The organism is Sulfitobacter sp., assembly GCF_036960155.1.
Classification (GTDB): domain Bacteria; phylum Pseudomonadota; class Alphaproteobacteria; order Rhodobacterales; family Rhodobacteraceae; genus Sulfitobacter.
Window position 1 is genome coordinate 73,234 of sequence record NZ_JBALWB010000010.1, and the last position, 14,021, is coordinate 87,254.

General features: G+C 52.0%; 10 protein-coding genes. 7 read left to right on the forward strand and 3 right to left on the reverse strand.

All coding sequences use genetic code 11. The features are described 5' to 3' along the window. Positions 1-227: 227 nt before the first annotated feature. Together V7775_RS18610 and V7775_RS18615 are read left to right on the forward strand one after the other, a co-directional pair. On the forward strand, positions 228-1,427 hold the full coding sequence (locus V7775_RS18610) for an ROK family protein (RefSeq protein ID WP_335753427.1): 1,200 nt from the start codon (positions 228-230) through the stop codon (positions 1,425-1,427). A 14-nt stretch (positions 1,428-1,441) separates the two neighbouring features. Further along, on the forward strand, positions 1,442-2,938 hold the full coding sequence (locus V7775_RS18615) for a CRTAC1 family protein (protein WP_335753428.1): 1,497 nt from the start codon (positions 1,442-1,444) through the stop codon (positions 2,936-2,938). Here V7775_RS18615 and V7775_RS18620 read toward each other — a convergent pair. Then, the gene (locus tag V7775_RS18620; RefSeq protein WP_335753429.1) at positions 2,935-4,260 is read right to left on the reverse strand and encodes a cytochrome-c peroxidase; all 1,326 of its coding nucleotides are present in this window, start codon (positions 4,258-4,260) and stop codon (positions 2,935-2,937) included. The two genes, V7775_RS18615 and V7775_RS18620, sit on opposite strands and share 4 nt — an antisense overlap. Before the next feature lie 233 nt (positions 4,261-4,493). Between V7775_RS18620 and V7775_RS18625 the strand changes: the two genes are divergently transcribed. The 4 genes from V7775_RS18625 (at position 4,494) to V7775_RS18640 (ending at position 9,240) form a co-directional block, all read left to right on the forward strand. Beyond that, positions 4,494-5,645 (forward strand): iron-containing alcohol dehydrogenase, encoded by a 1,152-nt coding sequence (locus tag V7775_RS18625; RefSeq protein ID WP_335753430.1) that lies wholly within the window; start codon positions 4,494-4,496, stop codon positions 5,643-5,645. Further along, entirely contained in the window at positions 5,642-6,082 is a 441-nt protein-coding gene (locus V7775_RS18630) for an acyl-CoA thioesterase (RefSeq protein WP_335753431.1), read from the forward strand. The genes V7775_RS18625 and V7775_RS18630 overlap by 4 nt, the downstream gene beginning before the upstream one ends. Before the next feature lie 225 nt (positions 6,083-6,307). Next, positions 6,308-7,417: an NADH:flavin oxidoreductase gene (locus tag V7775_RS18635; protein ID WP_335753432.1), complete on the forward strand. Its 1,110-nt coding sequence runs from the start codon at positions 6,308-6,310 to the stop codon at positions 7,415-7,417. 158 nt (positions 7,418-7,575) lie between these two features. Continuing rightward, positions 7,576-9,240 (forward strand): GMC family oxidoreductase, encoded by a 1,665-nt coding sequence (locus V7775_RS18640; protein WP_443070144.1) that lies wholly within the window; start codon positions 7,576-7,578, stop codon positions 9,238-9,240. 70 nt (positions 9,241-9,310) lie between these two features. On the opposite strand, the gene V7775_RS18645 is transcribed toward V7775_RS18640, so the two are convergent. Then, positions 9,311-9,814 (reverse strand): AAA family ATPase, encoded by a 504-nt coding sequence (locus tag V7775_RS18645; protein ID WP_335753434.1) that lies wholly within the window; start codon positions 9,812-9,814, stop codon positions 9,311-9,313. A 309-nt stretch (positions 9,815-10,123) separates the two neighbouring features. Next, positions 10,124-11,854, reverse strand: a complete 1,731-nt coding sequence (locus tag V7775_RS18650; protein WP_335753435.1) for a phosphatidylglycerol lysyltransferase domain-containing protein — start codon at positions 11,852-11,854, stop codon at positions 10,124-10,126. 428 nt (positions 11,855-12,282) lie between these two features. On the opposite strand from V7775_RS18650, the gene V7775_RS18655 reads away from it, so the two are divergent. Continuing rightward, the gene (locus V7775_RS18655; protein WP_335753436.1) at positions 12,283-13,998 is read left to right on the forward strand and encodes a GMC family oxidoreductase N-terminal domain-containing protein; all 1,716 of its coding nucleotides are present in this window, start codon (positions 12,283-12,285) and stop codon (positions 13,996-13,998) included. The last annotated feature ends 23 nt before the right edge of the window (positions 13,999-14,021 follow it).

Here is a 14,021-nt window from a genome sequence, read left to right on the forward strand (position 1 = left end):
CAGTGACTCGGAGGTTAATGTGCATTATTAATTTTAGTTTGCAAAATAAAAAATTCATAAAGTGCCAAAAATATCTACCAACCGTGTCCAAAAGTGGGCTATATTTGATGAAATGGACGGAAATTTGCTGCTATTAAGGGGAATATATTTAGGTGCTAAATAATATAAAGAACATAGATATTCCAGTAGGTTGTGGGCCCCTAATTGACCGAGGACAGTCGTTTCCTTTGCCGTTACGCCAGCAGGTCTTTCAACATGTCAGATCAAGCGGGCGCGCAGCACGGTCAGACATCACACGGGCCTTGGGGATCAGTGCAGGCAGCGCCACAACCATCACCGCAGACCTGATCGCATCGGGAATCTTGCGCGAAGTTTCAGCACCTGCGGGTGAACAAACACGTGAATTGGGGCGTGGCCGCCCGCCAGTTGCCCTTGAGGTTGTTGGCGGGGCAGCGCACGCAATAGGGATCAAATTGTCATTCAAACGCCATTCGGCTGTGTTGTGTGATTTCGCGGGCAACGTCATTGCTACGGCGAGTAAATCCGCATCTGATAAACGGCGCAGTACCGCTGATCTTTTGGATGAAATTACTGTGCTTGTTGGGCGGGTCATCGAAAAGTCAGGTGTTTCAGTTGATGGTATTGGGGCTGTCGGCATTGGCCTGCCGGGCATTGTGGACAAGGAACGCGGGTTGGTGCGCTGGAGTTCGCTTTTGAAGGACGTGAATGTTGACCTCGTCGCGGCTTTTGCAGGTCGGTTTTCTGCACCGCTATTTGTGGATAACGATACGAACATGCTCACCTTAGCTGAGTTGTGGTTCGGTGTTGGGCGCAGCAAGGAAGACTTTGCCGTCGTCACCATTGAAAATGGAGTCGGCATGGGGCTGGTTGTGAACAACAGGTTGTATCGCGGAACCCATGGAATGGGTTTGGAACTGGGGCACACTAAAGTTCAGTTGGACGGCGCACTGTGTCGTTGCGGGCAACGTGGTTGTCTTGAGGCGTACCTTGGTGATTATGCCCTTAGCCGCGAAGCAGCTACAGCGCTGGACCGAGATGGAAGCGGCCCCAACGATCAGGATGCGTTGCTAGAGCTGTTGTTCGAGAGTGCTAAAGCCGGCCATGGCGCAGCAGAGGTCATCTTTCAGCGCGCGGCAAGGTATCTGGCGGTGGGGTTGTCCAATGTTGTGCAATTGTTTGACCCACCGCTGATTATTCTGTCCGGAAAAAGAACGCGATACGACTACCTTTATGCGGACGAAATGTTGTCAGAGATGCAAAAGCTCACCCTGTCAGAGGGGCGTACCCCTTGCGAAGTGGAGGTGCATTTTTGGGATGATCTGGATTGGGCGCGAGGGGCTACTGTACCTGCGTTGTCGGCAATGACGGACAGGATGGTCGGCGGCCAAGAGGCTCAGAGCCGGTGATGAAGGCAGGGAGCATGGCATTGGTTTGCGGCCTTGCAGTCCAGCCCGCATTGGCCGAACCAAAGTTTCAAGACCTGTCAGCGAATTTACCAGCGCATGTTTATGACGGCGGCTGGGAGCACTTTGTTGGTGGTGGGATTGCGGTGTTTGATTGTGATTCAAACGGCCTGCCAGACATTTTTGCGGCAGGTGGTGAGAATCCGGCAAGCCTGATCCGCAATCGCGGCGATTTCAATTTTGCGACGGTCCCGATGCCTGATGTGTTGGGTGTGACAGGGGCCTACCCGATCGACATTAATGCCGATGGGCATGTTGATCTGTTTGTGATGCGTGCAGGCGAAAACATCGTGCTGCGCGGTGAGGGGGATTGCCAGTTTTCTCAATCCTCACAGGAATGGCAGATCCCGCTGGGTGATGAGTGGACAACCGGATTTACCGCCTGGTGGGAGGATGATGGGCTTCCTGTTTTTGCGTTAGGAAATTACGTTGATCGGACTGATCCTGACGGACCGTTTGAAGCCTGTGATGACAATCAAATTTTACGACCCACTCTTAGCGGTGCCGCGTCAGAAGCCGAAATCGCATATTCCGTAACAGATCTCACTCCCAGCTTTTGCCCATTGTCTATCCTTGCGGCTAATGACGCGCGTGGCCGCCCGACATTGAGGCTGTCCAATGACAGGCACTACTATGTCAAAGGCGGTTATGAACAGATGTGGGACATTACTGATCGCAGCTTTCTGACCGAAGCGGATGGCTGGGCAAATGTTGCATTGTGGGGGATGGGCATCGCCAGTCGCGATCTGAACGCTGACGGGCTGGATGAGGTGATGTTAACCTCAATGGGGGATCAGCTGTTGCAGATTGCAACGCAGGATGGTCGCTATCAAGCTGCGGACTATGGCATCGGTACGTATTCTCAACGCCCCCACATTGGCGACGATGGCCGTCCTTCGACAGGCTGGCATGCGGAATTTGGTGATGTCGATAATGATGGCCGTGCTGATCTGTTCATTGCCAAAGGTAATGTGGATCAAATGCCCGGTATGGCGATGCAAGATCCCAACAATCTGCTGATGCAATCCACGGATGGTACATTCAACGAGATGTCAGTTCTTGCGGGTGTGGCCACAACAGATAGATCGCGCGGCGCTGCTTTTGCAGATTTTGATTTGGATGGTCGGCTGGATCTAATTGTTTCAAACCGTCGCGCCGCGCTTGAGCTGTACCGAAATGTGACCGCAGACAGCGGCAATTGGATCACCGTTGCGGTTCAGCAATCAGGTGGGAACCGCGATGCGATTGGAGCGGTAATTACTGTTCGGTCAGGGGAGATTTCCCAAACCATTCAGCATGTCATTGGGGGCGGGCATGCAGGGGGGCAACTGTTGCCGCGCCATTTTGGTTTGGGCAAAGGGATGGAGGCACAGGTCACTGTTGAATGGCCTGACGGTACTTCTACTACCGTTCAAGCCGCTGCCAGTCAGCGTATTGTGGTTGTGAAGCCCTAGTCGACTGTTGGCACCTGTAACCCGCTTGGTACGGATGCGGGTACGCCTAAACGCCCTGTTTTACTGATTGGATCAGTGAGAGTGTTAAGAAACGCGACGATTGCGGTGATATCACCATCGCTTAAATTAATGGGCGCGGTTTTGACTGCATTGGTGATAGCATCTGTCTGCGCTAGGTCGTCCAAAAGGGCGAAATCATTGCCCGTAAATTCGGGTAATATGACCTGTGAGCGATCATAATCCTTAAGACCTCTAACAGGATCGGCGTGCGCTTTGATGAATGCAGACAGGTCGGCATGCGCGCCCGCGTGGCCATAAGGAGCCGTTGATGCAATGTTTCGCAATGAAGGTGTTCGAAACGCAAAGCGATCAGCATCGCGCCCCGTGACGCGGAACCGACCATCATCGCGGGTGTGGTCTTCAAATGTTGCCGCCTTGCCGGGACCGATTTGGGGGGCAGCCATTACGTAGAATTTGTGATCGGTCTGGAATGATCCACTGTGGCAATCAGCGCACCCACGGTCTGCGTAAAACACCCCAAGCCCCTTTTGCTCTAACCCGCTAAGTTGTTCGGTTCCTCGTAAGACAGCATCAAACCGTGAGGTATCTGAGCGCCACTCGTAGGACACAAACGCCGCAATTGCGTTGGAGATATCCGTAAACGCAATGTCTGAAGGGGTATCCAGATGCGAATAGGTTGCGGTGAATGCGCTGGCATATTCAGGAATGTCCGCAACACGACGTGCCAGTACGTCCCATGCGCCGCCACTTCCGGTGATCCGACCCTGACGGACCAATTTGCCTATCTCGTTTTCGTTGTATGATCCTGCCATTTCGTCACGGCTCAGCACGGGGAACATGGTTTGTGCAGATAAGACCGATGTGAACCCGACAACCATGTCTGCGTCCATTGGTGTGCGGATGCCACCGGGCCTAGACGCATCAGCTTCTAGGCGACCATCATGAAATAGAACCGTGAATTCATGTACGCCGAGGTTGAACAGCGCGGGCGAATTCCGGGGGATACGTTTTTCGGGGAGGTTGTTTGGATCGGCCTTGCGGTTCTGCCCAATCCCAATCCCGCCATCGCCAAAGGATAGCGAAACGCCGTCCGACGTTCCCAACGCAGGATGATGACAGGTTGCACAGGCGGTTTCGCGGTTGCCAGACAGGATGGGATCGTAAAACAACAGTTGTCCCAGCTTTGCCTCTTGCAGATCAACCGGTGCATAATCGTTGTCGTCTACGGGAGCTGGTAAATGCTGGGAAACAGCGGGAGCAGCGACACCAACCAAAAGCAAAAATATGTGCAACGTTTTCATTTTGGTGACCTTAGGGAGCATGTTGATCGCGAACAATAGGGATAGATGGGATTGCGGAAGATGGCCCTGATACCGTTCAAAGTGTTTCACATGTCGGAACTAGATTTCGCAGTTTGACGTGCCCGACCCATCAAGGCATAGTTTTGCACTAAGGGCTTCTGATTGTTGGGAGGATTTCTGCAACCGCGCGGGAAAAACGATCAGACATGACCGCACGCGGAAAGGGCAAAACCATGGCACCATTCACATTTAACACAACCCCAAGCATCCGGATGGGCGCTGGCCTGATAGATGAATTGGGGAGTATCGCTAAGGCCATTTGCGGAGAACGCGTACTGCTTGTTACTGATCCGGGTATGATGGCCACAGGGATTGTTGATCGCGCGTTGACTGCCTTAAAGGGGGCAGGCGTAGCCGTTAACGTTTTTTCTGACGTGCAGGCCGATCCACCTGAATCTGTCATTCTGGCAGCAACGGCGGCTGCAAAAGATGTGACAGGCATCATCGGGTTGGGCGGTGGATCGTCGATTGATGTGGCCAAACTGGCCGCCCTTTTGGCGACTGGCCATGAGACGCTAAAAGATGTGTACGGCGTAGGCATGGCCAAAGGTCCTCGCTTGCCATTGATCGCGGTTCCAACAACTGCGGGCACGGGCAGCGAAGTAACCCCGATCTCAATTGTGACAACGGGTGCTAGTGAAAAAATGGGCGTTGTGAGCCCAGTGATTATTCCTGACCTTGCCTTGCTTGATCCTGAATTGACCCGCGATTTGCCCGCACATGTCACAGCAGCAACAGGTGTTGATGCGATGGTTCATGCCATCGAAGCCTATGCGTCGGCGAGTCCCAACAACAATCCAGTGAGCCGTGCTTTGGCGTGCGAGGCGCTACGCCTTATGGGCGCGTCCTTGGAACGTGCTGTTACATCGCCCCATGACATGGAGGCGCGTGCAGATATGCTGTTGGGGTCATTGTTGGCCGGACAAGCGTTTGCAAATTCGCCTGTGGCGGCCGTCCATGCGCTGGCATATCCAATTGGGGGGCATTTCAAAGTACCCCATGGTCTGTCCAATGCGCTGGTCTTGCCTCATGTGCTGCGATTCAATGCGCAAACCGCGCCCGGCGCTTATGCCGATCTGGCACCTATCGCATTTCCGGAACTGGCGGGTTTGGGCGTAAAAGAGGCGGCTGTTGGGTTCGCGAATGAACTTGCTGCTTTGTCGGCGCGTTGCGGTTTGCCAGAAAATTTACGCGGTGTTGGCATCACCAAAGATGATCTGCCGCTACTTGCGCGCGATGCGATGAATCAGACGCGACTGTTGGTCAATAATCCACGCGAAGTTACAGATGCTGACGCGCTTGCCATCTATGAAGCGGCACTATGAACCGCCCAGTTGCAGGGACACGTGCCGACTATAATACGTTTACACAAATCACCACGCGTTGGCTTGATAATGATGCCTACGGACACATGAATAACGTGGTGCATTATCAATTATTTGATACAGCCGTGAACGGGCATCTAATTGCGCAAGGTGTGTTGGACTTCAAGGAAGGCGAAACTGTCTTTTTGGTGGTCGATACAGGATGTCGATACTTTGGCGAGATGGCCTTTCCCGATGTGATTACAGCAGGCTTAAGGGTTGCGTCATTGGGTGGGTCTTCGGTGCGGTATGAAATCGGCTTGTTTCGGAACGACGAGGAAAGCGCACGCGCGGAGGGCCATTTTGTGCATGTGAATGTGGATAGGCTATCTCGCAAGCCCACCCCGATTGGAGATGGGGCCCGCGCCGTTTTGCAGGCACTTACACAAGAGATATAAGTGATGGAGGTTTGTCGCAGTTCCGGTAGATTGTTTTTGTGGCGCCTTTTCATGACTTCAGGTCAAACGGGCGCCGATCCATAGCAAACAGAAAAGTTGTTAGGCGTAGCCCGATTGTTACCTAAGGGAACAGTTGTTCAGATACGCGTTGGTTGTATCAATTGAGCCTGAATCTGCACATCGCTTATAGCAATGTTGCAACCAGATCCTAAGAAGGAAAACTAGATGAGCCGTGCTGATACCCTGTTTCAACCCGTGACCATGAGCAATCTGAGCCTAAAAAATCGGATCGTCATGGCCCCGATGACCCGCACCATGTCACCCGGGAATGTCCCTAACGAACAGTCAGTAGCCTATTACCGTCGCCGTGCAGAGGGTGGCGTAGGGCTAATCATCACTGAAGGTACGTTTGTTGATCATAGCGCGGCCAGCGGTTATCCAAACGTGCCTGCGTTCTACGGGGCAGACGCGCTGGCGGGATGGAAAAATGTTGTGGACGCGGTGCACGCTGCTGGCGGCAAAATAGCGCCACAGCTTTGGCATGTGGGCGCAATCCGACGCCCAGGCGTGAACCCTGGTGGTGACACACCCGGCCACAGCCCCAGCGGTATGGCATTCCCGGGCAAGGTGACGGGCCATGCCATGACCCAGCAGGATATCGATGATGTTGTTGCGGCGTTTGCCAAGGCCGCATCGGATGCCAAGGTTGTTGGTTTTGACGCAATAGAATTGCACGGCGCGCATGGTTATCTGATTGACCAGTTCTTTTGGGATGGAACCAATCATCGGGATGACGAATATGGCGGCGACCTTGAAGCCCGCTCAAAATTTGCGTTGGAGATTATCCGTGCAGTGCGCGCTGCTGTAGGCGATGATTTCCCAATCATCTTCCGTTATTCACAGTGGAAACAGCAAGATTACTGCGCGCGCCTTTGTGAGACACCCGAAGCGCTGGGCGAATTCCTTGCGCGGCTTTCAGATGCTGGTGTGGATATATTCCACTGTTCGACACGTCGCTTTTGGGAGCCAGAGTTTGAAGGCAGCGATCTGAATCTCGCGGGTTGGACACGTAAGCTTACTGGTAAACCAGCCATCACGGTTGGCAGCGTTGGGTTGAATGCCGACTTCTTGCCTGAGGATGGCACGGCCAATTTTAAAGAAGCGGAACCCGCCAGCATCGACAACCTGCTAGAGCGTTTTGAGCGGGATGAATTTGATCTTGTGGCTGTTGGCCGTGCGCTGATTGCCAATCCTGATTGGGCAAACCAAGTAGAGGCAGGAAATCTTTCCAACATTACAGCCTATGAAAAAGACATGTTGAAAAAGCTATACTGATCTAACGTCTGGCGCGGGGTTCATCACGCCGCGCCTTTCCAGCCAACTGCGTTCATAGAGACGTGTTTTAGCAGTTCGTTATCGACCTGCCTCGCGATGGCTTCTACTCTGCGCATATGTCGTCCAGCCAAAATGTGAGGGATCAAGTGAATACGAAAATCAGCGCAGCTCACCAATTTGATTATATCGTTGTGGGGGGCGGCACGGCGGGATGCCTCGTGGCGAACCGATTGAGCGCTGATCCCAAAAACCGTGTTCTTCTGGTCGAAGCAGGCAGACCTGACAACTATCACTGGATTCATATTCCCGTGGGTTATCTGTATTGTATCGGCAACCCGCGCACGGATTGGATGTATAACACCGAGCCTGACGCAGGATTAAACGGGCGCGTCCTGCGGTATCCTCGTGGCAAGGCTTTGGGCGGCTGCTCATCTATCAACGGAATGATCTACATGCGCGGTCAGGCGCGGGATTATGACAATTGGGCCCATCTGACGGGAGACGGCGCATGGAGTTGGGAAAACTCCCTAAAGGATTTCATGGCGCATGAAGATCATTACAAACTGGACGACGGAGCCGACCCAAAAGTGGGCGACAACATGCGGTTTGCGGATACTCACGGGAATGGTGGCGAATGGCGTGTAGAAAAACAGCGCCTTCGTTGGGATGTTTTGGACGGTTTCGCGGATGCGGCTGTGCAGTCGGGCGTTCGCCGGACGGAAGACTTTAATAGCGGTGATAATGCTGGCGTTGGTTATTTCGATGTTAATCAACGATCGGGATGGCGGTGGAATACGTCAAAAGCATTTTTGCGTCCTGCCAAGAGGCGCCCAAACCTGACCATTTGGACCGAAGCACAAGTTGAAAAGTTGACCTTTGAAAAGGGAGCTGATGGATTGCCCGTGTGCAGCGGCGCCATTGTTGATCATAAGGGCAAAAGTGTTTCCGTCGCCGCGCATGGTGAAGTTATCCTGTCAGCTGGCGCAATAAATTCGCCGCAAATTCTGCAATTGTCAGGCATTGGGTCAGCGGAACTGTTGAAATCTCATGGTATTGAGGTTGTGCTGGATGCGCCGGCGGTTGGTGAGAACCTTCAAGACCATTTGCAAATTCGTGCGGTGTTTAAGGTGAATGGGACCAAAACACTCAACACATTGGCAAACTCGATGGTCGGTAAGGCCAAAATCGGTTTGGAGTATATGTTCAAACGCTCCGGCCCAATGAGCATGTCGCCAAGCCAATTAGGCGCGTTTACGCGGTCGGACAAAAACCGAATCCATGCTAACCTTGAATACCATGTGCAACCGCTGAGCCTCGAAGCCTTTGGTGAGGATCTACATGATTTTCCTGCCGTAACTGTCAGCGTTTGCAACCTGAACCCAACAAGCCGGGGGCATGTGCGCATCGGGTCAGGTGATTTCCGTGATGCACCAAAAATTTCGCCTAATTATCTGACCACCAAAGACGACCGCAAGGTCGCCGCCGATAGCCTGCGACAAGTGCGTGAAATCATGGGTCAAACTGCAATGGCGGAGTTTGAACCTGAAGAATTCAAACCCGGTGTTCAATATCAAAGCGACGCGGATTTGGCCAAGCTGGCCGGCGACATAGCCAACACAATATTTCACCCCGTTGGCACAGTAAAAATGGGGCGTGAGGATGATGCCGATGCGGTTCTTGATCCGCATATGCGCGTGAAAGGGGTACGAGGCCTGCGCGTAGTTGATGCGAGTGTCATGCCGCAGATCACCAGTGGCAATACAAATTCACCGACATTGATGATTGCAGAAAAAGCTGCGGGTTGGATTTTGGCAGGGCAATAGTGTTCTCTGATCCTGCGTTAGGAACCTCTGTTGGCATAGTGTTTGGGTATTCGCGTGGCCCCGACATTCGTTAGGGATGCGGATCAGCTTGATGTAAAACGATATTGAAACCCTCTTCTGTAGACGGTGCAACGAAGTAGTTGGAAAACTGCCTGAACTGTTCCTCGGATACGGCAAATGGATGATCCCCCTGCGCGTTACGTGCATGTAGGCGTGCGATGCAAACCTCATCAGGCACGTCCAATACATGAAGTTCGTGCGCCGCGTTTGTCTGCTCTAAAATGCGTCGCATCCAGTTGCGGGATTCAAGCGTATTTGCTTGAAAGTCCAAAACGACCGAAACGTCCGCGTTCAACAAAGATGCCACGTGCGGCCCTATGATCTCGCGTAACTTCGACATGCAACGCCCGTAGTCTGAGATCGAAGACATCTCACCAGAATACAGAACGTTCAGCCAATCGTCTTCGGCAATGACAACAGTTCCATTTACGCTGCCGAGTTGAGCAGTCAGCGTTGATTTTCCAGACGCAATTTTCCCGCAAACCAAATGCAGGGTTGGGAGGGTAGGGGACATTAGAATAACCTTTTGGGCGCGTTGCGCGCAGTTGACGTTCAAAAGCGAATTACCCGGTCCGGTTTTCAGACCGGGAAGGTAATTCGGGTGCGTCTTTGAAGGACGGTTTTCTGAGTGTCACGTTTCATGTGTCCAAAATTGCATGTCGCAACTTTAATGTCTATTCTCAGGTCTAGGTTTGTGCGCATGAAACAAAAAGGCGGGCCAGACCTTATGTCTTGAGCGTATTGGGAACTAATCTTAGCCTGAGATACTGGCAGTTTCGAACAAAATTTGATGACCGTCACCAGCCGTTCCGCTTTGCCAATGTTACATTTGTAGCAAAGGCATTTGATGCACCTGCTGTTTCGGGTGGGCATCGGGATGTGCTTTGGCAAATCCAACTTTCGCAGGTCGATGAATTTCTCTTAGCAAATCAATGGCACCTAAACATAAACCCAACCTGGTTGGGGCGAGCATATAAAGCGGCTCCCACTTAGGGTTAAACGCGGACTTGAATTGGGTTAACCCTTTTGAATTGAATTTTTCACACATGTAACCAAGGAGGATGCCTTGAAAACCCTCACCAGCGTCTCTTATTACAGGCACGGCAGCCAATGAGAATTTGGTGATCTTGGCCGTTGCTGCCATTTGGATTGCGGCGTGTACAAGTAGATACATGGAGCCATCTGGCGCAGTTGGACAATCGCGCATGATATCTAGTGCCCATTCCTGTGCGCCAGTGTGGAGAGTGATAAAGGCTACTGGTTTTCCATTGTGTTTGGCCACAAGAACGAGCTGATCCTCAATATACCTAGGACAAAACCGTCCCATTGTGCCGCCTCTGGGGCTCCCGCATCGAGATTGCCAAATCGCGTCAATCCGTTCCAGATCACGTAGATGTTCCCTTTGGAATGTTTCTATCGTTGTGCCAGCTGATGTTGCCTTGCGCAGCTTTCTTCGCAATCGCGCATTTTTTGAACCTTTGGTGTCGAATGAGGTTGGGGTGATAATTGCGTCTTTGGCCACTTTGAAGGCACACCAGTTCTCCTTGCGCGCGGCTGTCGCAGTTCGGGCGGAACACTTGTAAATCACAGGCAATAGATTGCGCCTGCGCGCGTAATGTTTGAGGTCGCATACCCAATTTGTTGAGGCATTCAGTACGGGGTCAAATAACACCACAAGGCTATTTCCAGTGGACCAAAGGGCAGCGCAACCCGATGTGAATGAGACCATCGCGCCACCGTTTTGAGCGATAACACCCGTTTCAGCACGTAGGACGTGATGTGGCGGTGAGGTTTTTGGTGTTGATTGCGCAGAATGATTGGAAGTGTTTGGGCGCAAAATTACAAAAGCAGCCAAGATGGCAGGCACAACAAAGTAGACGATACGAAAACCCAAAATTGCCGTCATTAGATGGGTTGGATCGATATGCGCGGGCATTTCATTGGCGGTCAATGCAAGCAACACACATTCAAATGGACCAACGCCACCTGGAACGCCCGATAACGTGCCAGCCCCCAATGCGACGCAGAACACGGGCAGAAAAGCGAAAAAGGGAAGCTGCACTTGCGCAGGTAAAATGATGTAGAGAACAGCAGCTGCAGCCAAGACATCAACTGCGGTCCAAAAGAGTGCAGCACTGACTGCGGTCAGTGAAGGAATCGAAATTTCACGTTGTTTGAAGCGAATGTTGGGTCGCCAAAGCGTCAAAAATATTAAGACGGAAATCGTCCCAAATAGGACTGAGATGCTGATGCTGCGATAGATCAATACACCTGACAAAAGGCCCGCCAGTGCAACAATAACGGCTAGTCCTGTCAGGAAGAATAATGTGACCAATCCGGTGATCTGGCCAGCGCGCAAAGGCCCCTCGTCAGGACGTAATCGGTATCGCGCGAGACTGCCCGTGATCAACCCAAAGCCAAGTGTTTGAGAAAGGGCAACGGCAACCATTCCATTGCGGCGCGCCTGTCCATCCGGTGTTAATGCGCCCAAGTGCCGTCTGGCCAAAACATCGTACTGACCAACCGCGTAAAAACTGACAACTGTGAAAGCCATCGCAAGGAACCAGGCCCAAAGAGGCAAGGTTCCGATCAAAAATACAACATCAGGCAAAGACACTGTATTCAAAACTTGAGGGGCTGAATAAATGCATATGGCTGCCAACACAAAGGGCATGCTGTGACGAATAACAGCTTCCGCTGACGTATTTAAATTCTGCAAACCAATCACCCATTTTTTCCCACTCAACACATACGCATGGCGCCTAACCAAACCGCTAAGAACATCATGAAAGATAGATACAATTGGGAGCGGTGGGTTCAGGGCGTTGGGCGTCTGTTCCTTTGTCGAATGGCGCCATTCTAGATGCCCGACACGCTTGTTGATTTGGCTGATCACAAACAAATAGATTTACATAACAACTGTTTTGTATAACTGTTTTGTAATTATCGAGCTGCAACGACAGCTGTCTATGGGAGGACAAGATGACTACACCTAAATTTAGTGCACTAAAATCGAATTTCGAAAGCGGAAAAATTTCGCGGCGGAAATTTTTGCGGTCGTCGGCTGCGCTTGGCGTCGTGGCGGCAACACCGATGGTGCTGAGCGGCCAACACGCAAGTGCGCAAGCTGCTGAAAGCTATGATTACGTTGTTGTTGGTGCTGGCTCTGCTGGTTGTGCCATCGCTGCACGTTTGTGCGAAGATCCTAGCAAGACAGTTCTGGTGCTGGAAGCGGGCCCGCCTGATGACAACCAGTATATTCATATCCCCGCAACGTTCCCGTTTTTGTTCAATACAGAACTGGATTGGGCCTATTCTAGTACGCCACAAAAAGGGTTGAATGAGCGGAATTTATTCATGCCACGTGGCAAGATGTATGGTGGTACGTCTTCGATCAACGCGATGATCTATCAGCGCGGACACCCTTCAAACTATAACAGCTGGGGCAAGGATAACCCCGGTTGGGATTGGGATGCCGTTATGCCATTCTTTATGAAGGCAGAAGATAACTCTCGTGGCGCCAGCGAAATGCACGGCGCGGGTGGCCCGCTGAATGTGTCTGATCTGAATGATCCAAATCCATTGACGCTTGCATTCGTGGAGGCAGCCAAAGAGCAGGGCCACAAGATAAATTCTGACTTCAATGATGGCGATCAAGAAGGGTTCGGACAGTACCAAGTAACGCAGAATAACGGCAAACGTGAATCAACTGCTGTCGCTTATCTGCATCCAGCGCTTGAGAACGAAAACCTGACAATCCAAGGCGAAGCTTTGGCGCATAAGTTGCTGATCAGCGACGGCAAGTGCACGGGGGTTCGGTTTGAAGCGGGTGGAGAGATCCACGAAGTGAATGCAAACCTTGAGGTTATTGTCAGCGCGGGGGCGTTTAATTCACCACAGCTTTTGATGCTTTCGGGCATCGGCCCAAAAGCAGACCTAGAAGCGTTGGGTATTACGGTTGAAAAAGACCTGCCCGGTGTTGGCCAAAACCTTCAGGACCATGGAATGGCACCACTGGCATATCACAGTCTCAAACCGGTGACGTTGGCAGGTGCAGCTGAGCCAGGTCAAGCAGAGCTGTTTGCCGAAGGTATGGGTCTTTTGACATCCAACATCGGCGAGGCTGGTGGCTTTTTGACAGTGTTTGATGACGTTGAAGCGCCAGATCTACAATTCCACTTTGCACCAAACTGGTTCATCGCTGATGGTGCAGGAAACCCAGAAGGCCACGGCTATACGTTGTTGCCCGGCATCGTAGGCACCAGAAGTGTTGGGTCTTTGTCCCTCGTTTCGGCGGACGCGCACGATAAGCCAGTGATTAATCCAGCCGTTCTTGAAGATGATCGCGATCTCGAAGTGGTGCTTGAAGGATTCAAAATTGGCCGAAAAATCATGGAGTCATCTGCATTTGATGAGTTCCGTGGCGAAGAGTACCTACCTGGCAAAGATGTTCAGACAGATGATGAGCTGCGTGAATTCATTCGCAACAACATCCAAACGATCTATCACCCGGTCGGCACCTGTAAGATGGGCAGTGATGATATGGCAGTTGTGGATGCACAATTGCGCGTTCACGGCATTGGTAGCCTGCGGGTCGCGGATGCATCCATCATGCCGTTCATTGTGAACTGCAACACTAATGCGCCTAGCATCATGATCGGTGAGAAATGCGCGGACCTCGTAAAGGCTGACGCATAAATTATGGGGGTGCTGCCTGCTAG

Excerpts from the sequence above, each read along its gene's own strand:
- V7775_RS18635 (WP_335753432.1), top strand. The coding sequence starts at position 6,308 with ATGAGCCGTGCTGATACCCTGTTTCAACCCGTGACCATGAGCAATCTG.
- V7775_RS18630 (WP_335753431.1), top strand. The coding sequence starts at position 5,642 with ATGAACCGCCCAGTTGCAGGGACACGTGCCGACTATAATACGTTTACA.
- V7775_RS18625 (WP_335753430.1), top strand. The coding sequence starts at position 4,494 with ATGGCACCATTCACATTTAACACAACCCCAAGCATCCGGATGGGCGCT.
- V7775_RS18655 (WP_335753436.1), top strand. The coding sequence starts at position 12,283 with ATGACTACACCTAAATTTAGTGCACTAAAATCGAATTTCGAAAGCGGA.
- V7775_RS18620 (WP_335753429.1), bottom strand. The coding sequence starts at position 4,260 with ATGAAAACGTTGCACATATTTTTGCTTTTGGTTGGTGTCGCTGCTCCC.
- V7775_RS18650 (WP_335753435.1), bottom strand. The coding sequence starts at position 11,854 with ATGGCTTTCACAGTTGTCAGTTTTTACGCGGTTGGTCAGTACGATGTT.
- V7775_RS18615 (WP_335753428.1), top strand. The coding sequence starts at position 1,442 with ATGGCATTGGTTTGCGGCCTTGCAGTCCAGCCCGCATTGGCCGAACCA.
- V7775_RS18645 (WP_335753434.1), bottom strand. The coding sequence starts at position 9,814 with ATGTCCCCTACCCTCCCAACCCTGCATTTGGTTTGCGGGAAAATTGCG.